The following is a 15,559-nucleotide window of genomic DNA, read 5'->3' as shown; positions in this document are numbered from 1 at the left end:
GGGCTCAGGTCGTTCGCACCGCCGTCCGCCGCGTCCCCCACCGCCGGTTCCGGTACCGGCCGGCCACCCGGCACACCACGTAGACGGTGAACGAGATCGTCGTGACGTAGGGGCTGATGGGGACGCTGCTGCCCAGGGCCAGCAGGATGCCGCCCTCGATCGAGGCCACGGCGAACAGCACGCTCAGCACGGGCAGCAGCACGGGCGAGGCGGTGACGCGGGCGGCCGCCGCGGCCGGGGTGACCACGAGGGACAGCACCAGCAGCGCGCCGACGATCTGTACCGACAGGGCGACCGCGAGCCCGAGCACCAGCATGAACGCGAAGGACAGCCCGCGCACCGGCACCCCGCGGGCCTCTGCCACGTCCGGATCGGCGCTGGCGAAGGCGAGCGGACGCCACATGGCCGCCAGGGCCGCCAGCACCACGGCGGAGGTGCCGAGCAGCCACGACATCTGCGGGGTGTCCACGGCCACGATCTGCCCGGTGAGCAGCCCGAACTTGTTGGCCGCCCGGCCCTTGTAGAGGGCGAGGAAGAGCACGCCGAGTCCCAGGCCGAACGGCATGATGATGCCGATCACCGAGTTGCGGTCCCGGGCCCGTGTCCCGAGGACGCCGATGACGCCGGCCGCGAGCAGCGAACCGACGATCGAGCCCGCCACGATGTTCGCGCCCAGCAGCAGTGCCGCCGACGCGCCCGCGAAGGACAGTTCACTGATCCCGTGGACGGCGAACGGCAGGTCCCGCATCAGGACGAACACCCCGGCCAGTCCGCCCACAAGACCCAGCGCCACGCCGGCCACGAGGGAGTTGCGGACCAGGGAGAGGAGTTCGCCGTAGTCGGTGAAGTCGAAGATCTGGTGCCAGATCCCGTCGGCGAGTGTCATGAGGGCACTCCTTCGGTCTTCTGGAGTCCGGGGTGGTGCGGCGGGACGGCCGTCTCGTCGGGTGCTCCCGCCACGACCACCCGGCCCCGGACGCGCACCACGTCGACCTGGGTGCCGTAGAGGCGGGACAGCGACTCGCTGGTCAGCACCTCCTCCGGGGTGCCGACGCGATGACCGCCGCGGGCCAGGTACAGCACCCGGTCGACCAGGCCCAGCACCGGGTTGATCTCGTGCGTCACGAACACCACCGCCGTGCCGCGGGTGCGGCGCCGGGCGTCGATCAGCTCGGTGACGGCCCGCTGGTGGTTCAGGTCGAGCGACAGCAGCGGCTCGTCGCACACCAGGAGGCGGGGGTCGCTCGCCAGGGCCTGCCCGATGCGCACCCGCTGCCGCTCGCCGCCGGAGAGCCTGCCGAGCGGGACGTCGGCGTAGGCCGAGGCACCGACCGACTCCAGGATCTCGTCCACCCGGCGGCGGACCGGGCCGGTGCGCAGCCGCGGCCCGAAGCGGTGGCCGTCGATGCCGAACCGGACGAGGTCCCGGGCGCGCAGCACGGACTGGGCGGACAGCGCCGCCTGCTGCGGTATGTAGCCGACGTGCCGGGCGGCCTGCCGCGCGGGCCGGCCGAGGACCGTCAGCGTGCCCGCGGACAGCGGCCGGCGGCCCAGCAGGGCCCGGACGAAGCTGGTCTTGCCCGCACCGTTCGGGCCCAGTACGGCCAGGAACTCCCCGGGCCGTACGTCCAGATCGAGACCGCTCCACACCACGCGCTCGCCGTAGGACAGGGCGGCTCCGCGCAGCACGACGAGGGGCGTGCCGTCCTGCCGGGGCACCGGGGTCACTTGGTCAGCGCGCCGGCGAGCGCGTCGACGTTGCCGGTCATCCAGCCGAGGTAGTCCTTGCCCTTCGGCAGGGTCTCCGTCACGGGTACGACGGGGATGCCGGCCGCCTCGGCCGCCGCCTCGGTCTTCTCGGTCTGGGGGCCGGAGGTCTGCTCGTTGTAGACGAGGACCTTGACCTTCTTACCGCTGAACAGTGCGAGGTTCTCCCGGAGTACGCGCGGTGAGACGTCGTCGCCCTCCTCGATCGCCTCGCTGAACGGTGCAGGCGTCCGGTTCACCAGGCCGCTCGCCTCGGTCATGTACAGCGGCACGGGTTCGGTGATGGCGACACCCTCACCGCCGTGCGCCTTCTTGATCCGCGCCTCCTTGGCCTCCAGGGGAGCGAGCCGCGCCTTGAAAGCGGTGGCGTTCTTCTCGAAGGCGCCCGCGTCGTCCGGGTCGGCCTTGGCGAGGGCGGCGGAGATCCGGTCGGCGACCTTGGCGACGGTGGGGAAGTCGTACCAGACGTGCTCGTTCAGTTCCCCGCCCTTGGGCGCGGTCCTGCCGGACACCTCGACCGCGTCGATGACCTGGGGGGAGTCGTTGTGACCGCTTTTCAGCATGCGGTCGACGAAGTCGTCGTAGCCGCCGCCGTTCTCGACGACGACCTTCGCCTTGGACAGGGCCAGCTGGTTCTGCGGGTCGGCCTCGTAGGAGTGCGGGTCCTGGTCGGGGTCGCTGATGACCGAGGTCACGTCGACCCGGTCGCCGCCCACGCGCCGGGCGATGTCGCCCCAGACGTTCGTGGAGGCGACCACGGCCACGCGGGCCGGCCCGCTCTCGGCGTCGGCGGAGTCCGACGAGCTGCCGCAGCCCGCGAGCAGGGCCAATGACGCGCTGGTCAGCAGGGCGAGGCGGCGGGACGTGGACAGGGGCATGGCTCCTCCAGGACGGGCATGCGCAGGGGGGCGGCCGGGGGATCGGCAGGCATCACGCTAGATGGGAATGAATGTCGGAAGCGGACCCCGGCCGAAGTCATGTGAAAACCATTGCCAACTGTTGGCAGAAGGCTGGACTGTCTATCCAAACCCTGGACATCTGGTCTAAGGTAGTGAGTGTGAGAGGAGACGGGATGAGCAGCGGGACTGACGCCGAGCGGGACGCGATCCTCGCCGCACTGGCGCCGGTCGTGGAGGGCATCGCCGCGACCTTCGGGCCGGTTTGCGAGGTCGTGCTGCACGACTACCGGAACCCGGAGAAGTCGGTGGTCGCCGTGGCCGGCTCGGTGACCGGGCGGGTGGTCGGCGGCGCGATGAGCGAGATCGGCATGCGCGTCCTCGCCCGCGGTGACGAGGCGGCCGACGAGCTGAACTACGTCACCCGCACCCGTGACGGGGGGCAGGTGAAGTCCTCGACGATGGTTCTGCGCGACTCCGCGGGAGCCGTGTTCGGCGCCCTCTGCGTCAACGTGGACGTCGGTGCCGTCACCCAGGTCCACGGCCTGCTCGGCGCGCTCGCCGGGCTCGGCGCAGCCCCGGCGGAGCTGCCGACCACCACCTTCGGCAACGACATCGACTCCGTGGTCGACGCCCTCTTCGACGCCCACCGATCGCGGCAGCGGGGCAGCTGGGCGGAGCTCGGCCGCAAGGAGCGCGTGGAGCTGTTCGGCGGTCTGGACACCCGCGGCGTCTTCGCCGTGCGCGGCGCCGTCGAGCAGGTCGCCGCCCGGCTCGGCATCTCCCGTGCCTCCGCCTACAACTACCTGTCCCGGGCCCGGGCGGCCCACGACCCGTCCACCGGAGGAACCACGTGACGACCACCACCCCAGCGGTCACCCTCGACGACGTCCGGGACGCCGCGGCCCGGCTCAAGGGCGTCGCCCACCGCACACCCGTGCTGCGCTCCCGCACCCTGGACGCGCTCGCGGGCGCCGAGATCTTCCTCAAGTGCGAGAACTTCCAGCGCGTGGGCGCCTTCAAGTTCCGCGGCGCCTACAACGCTGCCTCGCGTCTCACCCCCGAGCAGCTGTCCCGGGGCATCGCCGCCTACTCCTCCGGCAACCACGCCCAGGCCGTCGCCCTGGCCGCCCGCGAGCTGGGCACCACGGCCGTCATCGTCATGCCGGAGGACGCCCCGCCGTCGAAGCGGGCGGCCACCGCCGGCTACGGCGCCGAGATCGTCACGTACGACCGCTACACAGGTGACCGCGTCGCCATCGCCGAGGCCCTCGCCACCGAGCGCGGCCTCGCCCTCATCCCGCCGTACGAGCATCCGCACGTCATGGCCGGACAGGGCACGGCCGCTCTCGAACTGCTCGAAGAGGCGGGGGAGCTGGATGCGCTGCTGACGCCGGTCGGCGGCGGCGGGCTGATGGCCGGCAGCGCCACGGCTGCCAAGGGCCTGTATCCCGGCATCCGGACCGTCGGCGTCGAGCCCGAGGCCGGGGACGACACGAAGCGCTCGCTGGAGGCGGGCCGGTGCATCAGCGTCCCGGTGCCGCGCACCATCGCCGACGGCCAGGCCCTGCACACCCCCGGGGAGCTGACCTTCTCGGTCAACCGGCGGCTCCTCGACGAGGTCGTCCTGGTCACCGACGACGAGATCCGGGACGCCATGCGGTTCGCCTTCGAGCGGCTGAAGATCGTCGTCGAGCCGAGCGGCGCCACCCCGCTGGCCGCCCTGATCAACGGCCGGGCGGGCACGCTGCCGCGCCGGGTCGGCGTGATCATCTCCGGGGGCAACATCGACGCGGGGCGCTTCGCGGAGCTCTGCGGCAGCGACGCGCGCTGATTGGCGCGGCCCCCCGGGCGGACGGACGATGGAAACACACCCCCACCGAGGAGGAGCGTCATGCTTGAGGTGAAGACGCTCGACAAGCCGGACGAGCGGCGCGACTACCCCCGAGGCCACCTGGAAGCCGTCCACATGACGGGCCTCGACTTCGCCGTGGCCACCTTCGAACCGGGCTGGCGCTGGTCCGAGTCCGTGGCCCCGATCGCCGGGACGGACAGCTGCCGGATCCACCACAACGGCTATGTCGTCTCGGGCCGTATGCACATCCGCATGGACGACGGCGCGGAGACCGAGGTGGGCCCGGGCGACGTGTTCGTCTGCGCACCCGGCCACGACGCCTGGGTCGTCGGCGACGAGCAGTGCGTGGTCTACGACTTCGCGGGCAGCATGGCCAAGGACTACGCCAAGAAGGACTAGACCGTGCCTCGTACCAGCCTCTTCCACGATGCTGGACGAGGTCGCATCGGCGTGCGCATCCAGACTGTGACGCCAAGGACCCGCGGGATGATCACGGCTCCGATGAGTTTCCGGTGGTCGCGCGGTCCACCCTTCGACACGAAGGGAGCGCACCATGCGCAAGATCATCGTTTGCACGTTCCTGTCGCTGGACGGCGTCATGCAGGCACCGGGCGGGCCGGACGAGGACGCCGAGAGCGGCTTCGAGCACGGCGGCTGGCAGAAGCCGGTGTCCGACGACGAGGTCGGCGCGGCCATAGCCGGCTGGTACGGGCCCTCCGACGCGATGCTGCTCGGCCGCAAGACGTACGGCATCTTCGCGGCGTACTGGCCGACCGCCGATCCCGGCAACCCGTTCACCGAGCGGATGAACAGCATGCGCAAGTACGTGGCATCCCGGACCCTGACGTCACTGGAGTGGGAGAACTCCACGCTGCTGGAGGGCGACGTCGCCGACGCCGTGCGTGAGCTGAAGGCGTCCGACGGCGGTGACATCAACGTCGTCGGCAGCGGCGACCTCGCCCAGACCCTCATGCGGCACGACCTGGTCGACGAGTACCGGCTGACCATCCATCCCGTGATCATCGGCACCGGCAAGCGGCTGTTCGCCGACGGAACGGCCCCCACCGCTCTGGAGCCGGTCAGTGTCTCGACGACGAAGAGCGGCACCGTCGTCGGCGTCTACCGGCCGGCCGGCAAGCCCATCTACGACAGCTACTGAGGCCCAGGACCCGTTCCCCCCAGGCAGTTGCCTTGGCCTGCCCCTGGAGAAAATTCCGTGGCCCCGGTCACCGGCGCCGGTCACATCCCCGACGTCCACTCCGTGCTGTCCTGGATCGGCCTCGCTGGCTCCCACCGTGCCCCCGCGGCTCACCGCCGCGGTTCAGCTCCAGCTGGGGTCCCGCCCGGTGGAGATTCCCGAGCCGCTGGGGTCATTGTTCCTCGAACTCGCCGACAGCCGGCAGGCTTTCGCTGTCCTGGGACAGAACGAGCCAGGTCCGTGGCTCTTCCCGGGCGGTCGCGCCGGGCAAGCTATGGCCGCGAGCCACCTGACAGTACGGCTCAACAGGGTCGGCATCCGCGCTCGTGCCAGCCGCAACACAGCCCTGCTGGACCTTGCAGCTCAGATCCCGGCGTCGGTGTTGAGCGACGTACTGGGCATCTCCACCACCTGCGCGGTGGCCTGGTCCCACGACGCCGGCAACACACGGCTCGGCTATGCAGCGGACTTCGCACGTCGCGAAATCCTGTAGGTCCGCATTTCTGATGCCCTCTACCCGTGGCACGTGGCCTCTGTCCGGCCCCAGAGACGGCAGAGCGAGACGAAGCCCGCACGATGCTTCTCAGCATCAACCGTGAGGCGTGTTCCGTTTCCGCCGTCGCGGACCGGTCTTGTTACCTTCTCCCGTCGGCACTCGTCATGAGAGCGACGACCGCACACGAACGGTCGTATCAACGAGTGAATCGAGAGCAGGATGCTGAACAAGATCATGTACGTGACGATCTACGTCACGGATCAGGACCGCGCGCTGGAGTTCTACACCGAGGGACTCGGTCTGGAGAAGCAGCTCGACTTCCCCGGGCCCGACGGACGCTTCCTTACCGTCGGGGTTCCCAACAGCCCGGTGCAGATCATCCTGTGGTCCCACGCGCCGGCCGCGGGACAGCCGGGCGGCACGGGCGCGCCCGGTCCGCTGATCCTCGGATCCGAGGACCTGCGGAAAGACTTCGAGATCATGCGCCGGCGCGGCGTCGTCTTTGAAGAGCCCGAACCCGTGGACTATCCGTTCGGGGTCCGCATCGAGGCGGTGGATCCGGACGGAAATCGGGTCTCGCTCCGTCAGCAGCGTCAGCCGTGACCGCCCACCCGTCCGGTCTCGTGGCCGAGGCGTTCGAAGCCCAGCGCGACCGGCTGCGCGCTGTCGCGTACCGAGTGCTGGGCTCGCACGCCGACGCCGAGGACGTGGTCCAGGAAGCCTGGATGCGCCTCGTCCGTCAGGACGCGGCGTCCATCGGCAACCTGGCCGGCTGGCTGACCACGGTGGTCGGCCGGATCAGCCTGGACCTCCTGAGATCCCGCCGAGCCCACCCCGAAATCGCCTACGAGCAGGAGTTCGCGAACCTCGTGGTGATACCCGACGATGACCCCGCGCCGGACGAGCAGGCGGCGCTGGCCGATTCGGTCGGCCTCGCCCTGCTGGTCGTGCTCGACTCGCTTACCCCGAGCGAGCGCCTGGCGTTCGTCCTGCACGACATGTTCGCAGTCCCGTTCCACGAAATCGGCCGGATCCTTGGCAAGTCCACCGCCGCCACCAAGATGGTCGCCAGCCGCGCCCGCCGCAAGGTCCACGCTACGAACCGACCGGCGGGCCCCGGCCGCGAGCACCGAGAGGTCGTCCAGGCATTCGGCGCCGCCGCCCGCAGCGGCGACTTCGAAGCACTCTTGCGTGTCCTCGACCCGAACGTGGAACTGACCGTCGACACTTCCGACGGCGTGGTCGTCACCCTCGGCGCCACCAAGGTCGCCTCCGGGGCCCGCATGTTCTCCGGCGAGGTCGCCCGCCATCGGCCCGTGCTGGTCAACGGCATCCCCGGCCACATGTCCTGGCACCCCGACGGAACCCCCCTCTCCCTCATCGCCTTCACCGTCACCGAAGGACGGATCACCGCCATCCACATCGTCGTCGACCCTGCCAAACTGGCCTCGATCCATCTGCCCGCCGAGACTTGAGCCGGTGTCGGACACCTCGCACTCCGACAGGACGGTGTCCGTGCGATGGCGGAACCACGCCCCGGCGTCGAGTGCACACGCCATCCGCCGTGGCCAGAGTCGCGCGGGCTGTGCCCCGGCGTTATGCCTCCGAGACAGCACGCTCGTCCGCAGCGGACGACGGGAGACAGGATCGTGGGACCGAAGTGGGCTGGCCTAAGCATGCAGAGAAACATTCCGGATACCGACCTGCGATTCCGCAAGTCCGAATAGCCGCAGTTGCCAGTACGCTCCAGGCCGAGCGTCACGCCGTCCAGCGCGGTCACGGCGCTGTCGGCGCTCCCGTACGTCCTGGTCACCTTGACCAGCCGCAGCGCCTCGGCTGCCGGCCCCTGGTCCTGATCCTGTCGTCGTGGTCCGGTGCGGAACATCGTCGTCGTCCCCCTTCGTCCGACACGCCCTGTGTCTCGTCCTCGACGCTACGGAGAAGGGGACCCGGCCACACGGGCCGCAGAACCCGTGTTCCGGGGTGTACCCAGCGACACCCCGCGGGTACTCGGTCGCCCCCGTACGGAAAGGGCTGACACGGCATGCAGATCGATCTGAAGGGCCGCACCGCTCTGGTCACCGGCTCCACCCAGGGCATCGGCGCCGCCATCGCAGCGGGACTGGCCCGCTCGGGTGCACGGGTGGGCGTCAACGGCCGCACGCCAGCCCGCGTGCAGGAGGCCGTGGACCGGATGCGGGACGAGGTGCCCGGTGCCGACCTGGTGCCCGTCGCCGCCGACGTCACCACCGACGAGGGCGCCCGGCAGGCCGTGGACGCGCTGGGGCAGGTCGACGTCCTCGTCAACAACCTCGGCGTCTTCGAGTCCGCCGACCCCCTGGAGATCAGCGACGAGGAGTGGCGCCGCTACTTCGACGTGAACGTCCTGTCGGCCGTGCGCCTGACCCGGCTCGTGCTGCCCGGCATGACCGGGCGCGGCTGGGGACGCGTCCAGTACATCGCCAGTGACTCGGCAGTCGTCATCCCCGCCGAGATGATCCACTACGGCATGTCCAAGACCGCCCTGCTCGCGGTGGGCCGGGGCTTCGCCAAGCAGGCGGCCGGCACCGGTGTCACGGTGAACTCGGTCATCGCGGGCCCGACCCACACGGGCGGTGTCGAGGACTTCGTCTACCAGCTGGTCGACCGAGACCTCCCCTGGGACGAGGCCCAGCGCGTGTTCATGCGCCGGCACCGGCCGCAGTCGCTGCTCCAGCGGCTGATCGAGCCGGAGGAGATCGCCAACATGGTCGTCTACCTCGCCTCCGACCACGCCTCGGCGACCACGGGCGGTGCCCTGCGGGTCGACGGCGGCTACGTCGACTCGATCCTTCCCTGAGCCCGGGCGGGGGTCAGTCCTGGGCGACCAGCACCACCTCCAGCGTGCGCGGCCCGTGCACCCCTTCGACCCGGTCCAGCTCGATGTCACTGGTCGCCGACGGCCCGGAGATCCACGTCAACGGCCTTGCCGGGTCGAGGCGTTCGAGCCCCTGCGGCACCGACGACACGACCTGGCCGGGCACCCGGACGACGCAGATGTGGTGGTCCGGCACGAGGGTGATCCGGCGCCGTCCCTGGTCGGGCGAGCCGTCGAGGACGATCGTGCCGGTCTCGGCGATGGCGACGGCACACCCGGTGACGACGCTGTCGACCCGGTCGAGTTCCCGCGGCGTGCTCACGGCCCGGTCGTGGACGTGTGTCGCGTCGACGTCTGCGAGCCAGTGCGGCGGCAGTCCGGGGGGTACCAGCACGGAGCGCGCGCCCCGTTCGGCCAGGAGCCGCAGGAGCACGCCCGGCAGTCCGCCCTCCGTGCAGCGGTGCACGACCGCCCGGTAGTCCGCCAGGTTCTCGGCGAGCAGCTCCACCGTCTCCGCGACGGTCCGCTGCCCGTGCTCGCGCAGGTAGTCCCGCGCGATCGGCGCCTCGTCGGCCGGCGCGTCCGCCAGGGCGCGCCGCACCCGTCCCAGGATCCGTTCCCTGCTGTTCACCTGTCCCCGTCCTTCCCGCCACGCGTCCGCTGCCACCAGTCCCGGAACGGCTCGGCCGGCACCGGCGGCAGCTCCCGGGTCCCGGTCCACGCCCGGCCCGGGCCCGGCAGGGTCCGGGGATGGAAACGGCGGGACCGGGAGGCGGCGCGCTGACCCGTGCGGAGCACGCCCGGGTGGGTGAAGGCCCAGCGGGCCGCACGCATCGCCGCCCGCTCGGCGGCGTGCCCCTTCGCCGGCCGCAGCACCACCTTGTTGCCCTCGCGGGTGACCTCCCCGCCCTGGACGACCCGCTCCCGCAGATGCACCAGCACCTCCGGGATGTCGATGGCGACCGGGCACACCTCGTAGCACGCCCCGCACAGCGAGGACGCGTACGGCAGCGAGGCGTCGATCTCGCTGCCCGTGCCCCGCAGCTGGGGGCTGAGGATCGCGCCGATCGGCCCCGGGTACACCGAGCCGTAGGCGTGGCCGCCGGCCCGCTCGTACACCGGGCACACGTTGAGGCACGCCGAGCAGCGGATGCAGCGCAGCGCCTGCCGGCCGACCTCGTCGGCGAGGGTGTCGGTGCGGCCGTTGTCCAGCAGCACCAGATGGAAGTTCTGCGGACCGTCCTCGTCCGTGGTGCCGGTCCACGTCGACGTGTAGGGGTTCATGCGCTCGGCCGTCGAGGAGCGGGGGAGGGTCTGGAGGAACACCTCCAGGTCCTGCCAGCTCGGCACGATCTTCTCGATGCCGACGACCGAGATCAGCGTCTCGGGCAGGGTCAGGCACATCCGGCCGTTGCCCTCGGACTCCACGACCACCAGCGTGCCGGTCTCGGCGACCATGAAGTTGGCGCCGGAGATGCCGACCCTGGCGCGCAGGAACTTCTCCCGCAGGTGCAGGCGGGCGGCCTCGGCGAGTTCGGCCGGTGTGTCGGTCAGGCCCTCGGGGGCGGGGCGGCCCCACTCGCTCATCTCCCGGGCGAAGATGTCCCGGATCTCGCCCCGGTTGCGGTGGATGGCCGGGACGAGGATGTGCGAGGGCTTGTCCTTGCCCAGCTGCACGATCAGCTCGGCCAGATCGGTCTCGTAGGCGTGGATGCCCTCGGCCTCCAGCGCCTCGTTGAGCCCGATTTCCTGCGTGGCCATCGACTTGACCTTGACGACTTCGGTCTCGCCGGTCATCTTCACGAGCTGCGTGACGATCTCGTTGGCCTCGGCCGCGTCGGCGGCCCAGTGCACGACGCCGCCCGCCGCCGTGACCGACTCCTCCAGCTGCACCAGGTAGCGGTCGAGGCGGCGCAGCGTGTGGTCCTTGATCCGCTTGCCCGCCTCGCGCAGCTCGGCCCAGTCGGACACCTCCGTCACGGCCTTCGCGCGCTTGGCGCGGATGGTGTGCGTGGCGTGCCGCAGATTGCCGCGCAGGGTCGTGTTCGCCACGGCCTCCCGCGCGGCCTCCGGAAACGCCGGCATGCCGAGATACGTCCCGCTCATACGGCCGGTCCCTCCTCCGTGCTCGCCAGGATCTCCGCGATGTGCACCGGCCGCATGCCGGTCCGCAGCCGGGCCATCGTCCCGCCGAGGTGCATCAGGCAGGAGTTGTCGGCCGCGCACAGCACCCCGGCGCCCGTCGACTCGGCGTTGCGCACCTTGTCGGCGCCCATCGCCGCCGAGACGTCGGAGTTCTTCAGCGCGAAGGTGCCGCCGAACCCACAGCACTCGTCGGCCCCGGGCAGTTCGACCAGCTCCAGCCCCTTGACCGACTCCAGCAGCCGACGCGGCCGGTCACCGAGTCCGAGCCCGCGCAGCCCGTGGCAGGTCGGGTGGTAGGTCACCGTGTGCGGGTAGTACGCCCCGACGTCCGTCACGCCCAGCACGTCGACCAGGAACTCGGTCAGCTCGTACGTCTTGGGCACCACCGGCGCCAGCGTCGCCGCGAGGGCGTCGCCCCGCCCCTCGGCCCGGGCCCGCTCGCCCATCCGCGGGTACAGCTCCCGCACCATCGCCCCGCACGACCCGGACGGTGTCACGATCGCCTCGTACTCGCCGAAGACATCGGAGAAATGCCGGGCGAGCGGCTCGGCCTCGTGACGGTATCCGGTGTTGTAGTGCGCCTGTCCGCAGCAGGTCTGCGCCGTCGGGAAGTCGACGTCGACGCCCAGCCTGGTCAGCAGTTTCACCACGGCGCGTCCGGTGTCCGGATAGAGCGTGTCGTTGACGCAGGTGAGGAACAGGGCGACACGCATCGCGGCTCCTTGTGGTCGGTCATCGGATGAGTGAAGCGTAGTCCGGGGATGATACGCGGGGGAGACCCTCGTCAGTCCCCGGTGAGCCGGGCCTGCGCTGCGTGCCACCGCTCGGTCCCGCCCCGGGGCTCGTACCGGGTGAGCGGCTGCGTGTTCACCAGCAGCCGCCGCATCCCGGCCAGGCCGCCGACGAGCCCGTGCGCCCGCGCCTGTACGAGGACGTTGCCCAGTGCGGCGGCCTCGGTCGGCCCGGCCACCACCGGCAGCCCGCACGCGTCGGCGGTCAACTGGCACAGCAGGGCGTTGCGCGTGCCGCCGCCGACCACATGCACGACGTCCACCGGGTGTCCGGCCAGCCGCTGGGCGTCCTGGACGGCCTTGCGATGGGCGAGGGCGAGGGAGTCGAGGATGCAGCGCGTCACCTCGGCCGGCGACTCGGGCACCGGCTGCCCGGAGAGCCGGCACGCCTCGGCGATCCGCTCCGGCATCCGCCCGGGCGCGAGGAACGCCGCGTCCCCCGCGTCCACGACCGACCGCAGCGCCGGAGCCTTGGACGCCTCCAGCAGCAGCGTGCCCAGGTCCGGGTCGCCCCAGGCCCGTACGCACTCCTGGAGCAGCCACAGCCCCATGATGTTGCGCAGGTAGCGGACCGTGCCGTCCAGCCCCAGTTCGTTGGTGAAGTTGGCCGCCCGGCTCTCCTCGGTCAGCACCGGCGCGTCCAGCTCCAGACCGGCCAGCGACCAGGTGCCGGTGCAGATGTAGGCGAACCGTTCGTCCGAGGCCGGTACGGCGGCGACCGCGGAGGCGGTGTCGTGCGACCCGACCGCCGTCACCGGCACGGGACCGGCGAGCCCGGTCTCCTCCAGCACCTCGCCGCGCAGCGGCCCCGCCGGATCGCCGGGCCGCCGCAGCGGCGCGAACAGGCCCAGGTCGATGCCGAGCCGGGAGGCGACGTCGTACGCCCAGTCACGGGTGCGCGGGTCGATCAGCTGGGTCGTGGACGCGTTGGTCAGCTCGGTGCCCTGCTCACCGGTCAGCCAGTACGTCAGCAGGTCCGGCATCAGCAACAGCCGCCGGGCCCCGTCGAGCTGGGCCGTGGAGCGGGCGGCGGTGAGCTGGTACAGGGTGTTGAAGGGCGCGTACTGCAATCCGGTCGCGGCGTACAGCTCCTCGGCCGGCACGGACGCCCACACCTTCTCCGCGACCCCCTCGGTCCGGCGGTCGCGGTAGTGCACGGGGTTGCCGAGCAGAGCGCCGTCCGCGTCCAGCAGCCCGTAGTCCACGGCCCAGCTGTCGATGCCGACGGAGTCGAGTCGTCCACCGCAGTGGGCACCCGCCGCCCGCAGCCCGTCCAGCACTCCGGCGTACAGCCCGAGCACGTCCCAGCGCAGTCCTTCGGGCACTCGGACGGGCCGGTTGGGGAAACGGTGCGCCTCGGCGAGCTCCAGGCTGTCCGGGCCCACCCGGCCGACCATGACGCGCCCGCTGGACGCGCCGAGGTCGACCGCGGCGTACGACTTCTCGGCGCTCATCGCAGGAAGGCGGCCGCTACGCCGGCGTCGACGGGGATGTGCAGACCGGTCGTGTGGGTGAGGTCCCCACCGGTCAGCGCGAACACGGCGTTGGCCACGTGCTCGGGGAGCACCTCGCGCTTGAGGATGGTCCGCTGGGCGTAGAACTCACCGAGCTTCTCCTCCTCCACCCCGTACACGGCCGCCCGCTTGGCACCCCACCCGCCGGCGAAGATGCCCGACCCGCGCACGACACCGTCCGGGTTGACCCCGTTGACGCGGATGCCGTGCTCGCCCAGCTCGGCGGCGAGCAGCCGCACCTGGTGCGCCTGGTCGGCCTTGGTGGCGGAGTAGGCGATGTTGTTGGGACCGGCGAACACGGCGTTCTTCGAGGCGATGTAGACGATGTCACCGCCCAGCTCCTGGGCGGTCATCACCCGGGCGGCTTCCCGCGACACCAGGAACGACCCGCGCGCCATGATGTCGTGCTGGAGGTCCCAGTCCTTGGCGGAGGTCTCCAGCAGCGGCTTGGAGATCGAGATGCCCGCGTTGTTGACCACCAGATCGACGCCGCCGAAGGCCAGCACCGCGTCCCGGAACGCCTCGGCGATCTGCTCCTCCGACGTCACGTCCACCGTCACGGCGACGGCCTTGTCGGGCCCGCCCAGCTCCTCGGCGACGGCCTCGGCGTTCTCCGTGTCGAGATCGGCGACGACCACACACGCCCCCTCGGCGACGAGCCGGTGCGCGATGGCCTTCCCGATGCCGCTCCCGGCGCCCGTCACCAGCGCCACCCGGGTCGCCAGCGCCTTGGGCCTCGGCATCCGCCGGAGCTTGGCCTCCTCCAGCGCCCAGTACTCGATCCGGAACTTCTCGGACTCCTCGATCGGCGCATACGTGGACACCGCCTCGGCGCCACGCATCACGTTGATGGCGTTGACGTAGAACTCGCCCGCGACCCGGGCGGTCTGCTTGTCCTTGCCGAAGGAGAACATGCCCACGCCCGGTACCAGCACGATCGCCGGGTCGGCGCCGCGCATGGCGGGGGAGTCGGGCTCGGCGTGCCGCCGGTAGTAGGCGGCGTACTCCTCGCGGTACCCGGCGTGCAGCTCCTTCAGCCGGGCGATCGCCTCGTCGAGCGGGGCGCTCGGCGGCAGGTCCAGCACCAGCGGCCGGACCTTGGTGCGCAGGAAGTGGTCCGGGCAGGACGTCCCCAGCGCGGCGAGCCGCGGGTGCTCCGCGCTCGCGAGGAAGTCGAGCACGACCTCGGAGTCGTCGAAGTGCCCGACCTGAGGCCGGTCCTGCGAGGCGATGGCCCGCACGTACGGGGCGAGCGCGGCGGCCCGCTCCCGCCGCTCCGCGACGCCCAGCGCGGTGTACCCGGCGATCACCGGACCGAAGGGCTCGGGCTTGCCCCGCTCGGCGAGGAACGTCTCGGCGGTCCGGATGATGTGCAGCGAGTTCCGCTCGCACTCCTCGGAGGTGTCACCCCAGGCGGTGATCCCGTGCCCGCCGAGCACGCACCCGACGGCCTGCGGGTTGGCCTTCTTCACCGCGGCGATGTCCAGCCCGAGCTGGAACCCGGGGCGCCGCCACGGCACCCACACCACACGGTCCCCGAAGCACTCGGCGGTCAGCTTCTCCCCGTCGGCGGCGCAGGCGAGCGCGATCCCCGAGTCCGGGTGCAGATGATCGACGTGCGCGGCCTCGACCAGCCCGTGCATCGCGGTGTCGATGGACGGGGCGGCCCCGCCCTTCCCGTGCAGGCAGTAGTCGAACGCGGCGACCATCTCGTCCTCGCGCTCGACACCGGGGTAGACGTCGACCAGGGCCCGCATCCGGTCCAGCCGCAGCACGGCCAGCCCCGCTTCGGTCAGCGTCCCGAGGTCACCGCCGGACCCCTTGACCCACATCAGCTCGACGTCCCCACCGGTGACGGGGTCGGTCCCGGTGCCCTTGGCGGAGGCGTTGCCCCCCGCGTAGTTGGTGTTCCGGGGATCGCTGCCGAGCCGGTGCGACCGGGCGAGCAGAGCGTCGGCTTCGGGATGAACAGCCATGAACAGTTCCTTTGCAACGGAGAGTGTGTATCTCAGGGGCGCGGGGAACTGCGCGATCAACCAC

Annotated in this window: 16 protein-coding genes and 1 pseudogene; 8 read left to right on the top strand and 9 right to left on the bottom strand. The window is 71.4% G+C overall.

The window, feature by feature from the left end:
* Positions 1–4: 4 nt before the first annotated feature.
* Genes GTY56_RS15135 through GTY56_RS15125 form a run of 3 tightly spaced genes read right to left on the bottom strand, consistent with a single transcriptional unit; the run spans position 5 to position 2,645 of the window.
* A complete protein-coding gene (locus tag GTY56_RS15135; RefSeq protein ID WP_161365881.1) occupies positions 5–886 on the bottom strand; it encodes a metal ABC transporter permease in 882 nt (293 codons plus the stop codon).
* A complete protein-coding gene (locus GTY56_RS15130; protein ID WP_161365880.1) occupies positions 883–1,728 on the bottom strand; it encodes an ATP-binding cassette domain-containing protein in 846 nt (281 codons plus the stop codon). The genes GTY56_RS15135 and GTY56_RS15130 overlap by 4 nt, the downstream gene beginning before the upstream one ends.
* Positions 1,725–2,645, bottom strand: a complete 921-nt coding sequence (locus tag GTY56_RS15125) for a metal ABC transporter solute-binding protein, Zn/Mn family (RefSeq protein WP_161365879.1) — start codon at positions 2,643–2,645, stop codon at positions 1,725–1,727. The genes GTY56_RS15130 and GTY56_RS15125 overlap by 4 nt, the downstream gene beginning before the upstream one ends.
* Before the next feature lie 194 nt (positions 2,646–2,839).
* On the opposite strand from GTY56_RS15125, the gene GTY56_RS15120 reads away from it, so the two are divergent.
* The 7 genes from GTY56_RS15120 to GTY56_RS15090 all read left to right on the top strand — a co-directional run bounded on the left by GTY56_RS15120 (position 2,840) and on the right by GTY56_RS15090 (position 7,687).
* On the top strand, positions 2,840–3,520 hold the full coding sequence (locus GTY56_RS15120) for a helix-turn-helix transcriptional regulator (protein ID WP_161365878.1): 681 nt from the start codon (positions 2,840–2,842) through the stop codon (positions 3,518–3,520).
* Positions 3,517–4,497 carry a pyridoxal-phosphate dependent enzyme gene (locus tag GTY56_RS15115; protein WP_161365877.1) on the top strand — a complete coding sequence of 327 codons (981 nt, stop codon included), beginning with the start codon at positions 3,517–3,519 and terminating at the stop codon, positions 4,495–4,497. The genes GTY56_RS15120 and GTY56_RS15115 overlap by 4 nt, the downstream gene beginning before the upstream one ends.
* 60 nt (positions 4,498–4,557) lie before the next feature.
* A complete protein-coding gene (locus GTY56_RS15110; protein WP_161365876.1) occupies positions 4,558–4,917 on the top strand; it encodes a cupin domain-containing protein in 360 nt (119 codons plus the stop codon).
* Between the two features lie 154 nt (positions 4,918–5,071).
* Positions 5,072–5,677, top strand: a complete 606-nt coding sequence (locus GTY56_RS15105; protein ID WP_161365875.1) for a dihydrofolate reductase family protein — start codon at positions 5,072–5,074, stop codon at positions 5,675–5,677.
* Between the two features lie 187 nt (positions 5,678–5,864).
* Positions 5,865–6,209, top strand: coding sequence for a hypothetical protein (locus tag GTY56_RS15100; protein ID WP_161365874.1), 345 nt, complete (start codon positions 5,865–5,867; stop codon positions 6,207–6,209).
* A gap of 222 nt (positions 6,210–6,431) precedes the next feature.
* Complete coding sequence (locus tag GTY56_RS15095) at positions 6,432–6,815, top strand: VOC family protein (protein WP_161365873.1); 384 nt, start codon at positions 6,432–6,434, stop codon at positions 6,813–6,815.
* Positions 6,812–7,687, top strand: a complete 876-nt coding sequence (locus GTY56_RS15090; RefSeq protein ID WP_161365872.1) for a sigma-70 family RNA polymerase sigma factor — start codon at positions 6,812–6,814, stop codon at positions 7,685–7,687. Before GTY56_RS15095 ends, GTY56_RS15090 begins: the two co-directional genes overlap by 4 nt.
* A 266-nt stretch (positions 7,688–7,953) precedes the next feature.
* On the opposite strand, the pseudogene GTY56_RS40555 reads toward GTY56_RS15090, so the two are convergent.
* Positions 7,954–8,097 (bottom strand): annotated as a pseudogene (locus GTY56_RS40555) (ABC transporter ATP-binding protein); the annotation flags it as partial.
* Positions 8,098–8,256: 159 nt separating this feature from the next.
* On the opposite strand from GTY56_RS40555, the gene GTY56_RS15080 reads away from it, so the two are divergent.
* Positions 8,257–9,051, top strand: a complete 795-nt coding sequence (locus GTY56_RS15080; RefSeq protein ID WP_161365871.1) for an SDR family NAD(P)-dependent oxidoreductase — start codon at positions 8,257–8,259, stop codon at positions 9,049–9,051.
* Between the two features lie 13 nt (positions 9,052–9,064).
* Here GTY56_RS15080 and GTY56_RS15075 read toward each other — a convergent pair whose 3' ends face one another.
* The 5 genes from GTY56_RS15075 to GTY56_RS15055 form a co-directional block, all read right to left on the bottom strand.
* Positions 9,065–9,700, bottom strand: a complete 636-nt coding sequence (locus GTY56_RS15075; RefSeq protein WP_161365870.1) for an LUD domain-containing protein — start codon at positions 9,698–9,700, stop codon at positions 9,065–9,067.
* Positions 9,697–11,175, bottom strand: a complete 1,479-nt coding sequence (locus GTY56_RS15070) for a LutB/LldF family L-lactate oxidation iron-sulfur protein (protein WP_161365869.1) — start codon at positions 11,173–11,175, stop codon at positions 9,697–9,699. The genes GTY56_RS15075 and GTY56_RS15070 overlap by 4 nt, the downstream gene beginning before the upstream one ends.
* Positions 11,172–11,927: a (Fe-S)-binding protein gene (locus GTY56_RS15065; protein ID WP_161365868.1), complete on the bottom strand. Its 756-nt coding sequence runs from the start codon at positions 11,925–11,927 to the stop codon at positions 11,172–11,174. Before GTY56_RS15065 ends, GTY56_RS15070 begins: the two co-directional genes overlap by 4 nt.
* Positions 11,928–11,998: 71 nt before the next feature.
* The gene (locus GTY56_RS15060; RefSeq protein ID WP_161365867.1) at positions 11,999–13,459 is read right to left on the bottom strand and encodes a rhamnulokinase; all 1,461 of its coding nucleotides are present in this window, start codon (positions 13,457–13,459) and stop codon (positions 11,999–12,001) included.
* The gene (locus GTY56_RS15055; RefSeq protein ID WP_161365866.1) at positions 13,456–15,495 is read right to left on the bottom strand and encodes a bifunctional aldolase/short-chain dehydrogenase; all 2,040 of its coding nucleotides are present in this window, start codon (positions 15,493–15,495) and stop codon (positions 13,456–13,458) included. Before GTY56_RS15055 ends, GTY56_RS15060 begins: the two co-directional genes overlap by 4 nt.
* Between the last annotated feature and the right edge of the window lie 64 nt (positions 15,496–15,559).

Source organism: Streptomyces sp. SID5643, assembly GCF_009872555.1.
GTDB classification, from domain to species: Bacteria; Actinomycetota; Actinomycetes; order Streptomycetales; family Streptomycetaceae; genus Streptomyces; species Streptomyces iakyrus.
The sequence above is the reverse complement of the archived record's forward strand: the minus strand, read 5'-3'. Positions and strand labels throughout refer to the sequence as shown.

What these genes read in the sequence shown, in the direction of transcription:
- GTY56_RS15135 (WP_161365881.1), bottom strand. Translation starts at nt 886, where the DNA reads ATGACACTCGCCGACGGGATCTGGCACCAGATCTTCGACTTCACCGAC.
- GTY56_RS15125 (WP_161365879.1), bottom strand. Translation starts at nt 2,645, where the DNA reads ATGCCCCTGTCCACGTCCCGCCGCCTCGCCCTGCTGACCAGCGCGTCA.
- GTY56_RS15120 (WP_161365878.1), top strand. Translation starts at nt 2,840, where the DNA reads ATGAGCAGCGGGACTGACGCCGAGCGGGACGCGATCCTCGCCGCACTG.
- GTY56_RS15110 (WP_161365876.1), top strand. Translation starts at nt 4,558, where the DNA reads ATGCTTGAGGTGAAGACGCTCGACAAGCCGGACGAGCGGCGCGACTAC.
- GTY56_RS15105 (WP_161365875.1), top strand. Translation starts at nt 5,072, where the DNA reads ATGCGCAAGATCATCGTTTGCACGTTCCTGTCGCTGGACGGCGTCATG.
- GTY56_RS15095 (WP_161365873.1), top strand. Translation starts at nt 6,432, where the DNA reads ATGCTGAACAAGATCATGTACGTGACGATCTACGTCACGGATCAGGAC.
- GTY56_RS15080 (WP_161365871.1), top strand. Translation starts at nt 8,257, where the DNA reads ATGCAGATCGATCTGAAGGGCCGCACCGCTCTGGTCACCGGCTCCACC.
- GTY56_RS15070 (WP_161365869.1), bottom strand. Translation starts at nt 11,175, where the DNA reads ATGAGCGGGACGTATCTCGGCATGCCGGCGTTTCCGGAGGCCGCGCGG.
- GTY56_RS15065 (WP_161365868.1), bottom strand. Translation starts at nt 11,927, where the DNA reads ATGCGTGTCGCCCTGTTCCTCACCTGCGTCAACGACACGCTCTATCCG.
- GTY56_RS15060 (WP_161365867.1), bottom strand. Translation starts at nt 13,459, where the DNA reads ATGAGCGCCGAGAAGTCGTACGCCGCGGTCGACCTCGGCGCGTCCAGC.
- GTY56_RS15055 (WP_161365866.1), bottom strand. Translation starts at nt 15,495, where the DNA reads ATGGCTGTTCATCCCGAAGCCGACGCTCTGCTCGCCCGGTCGCACCGG.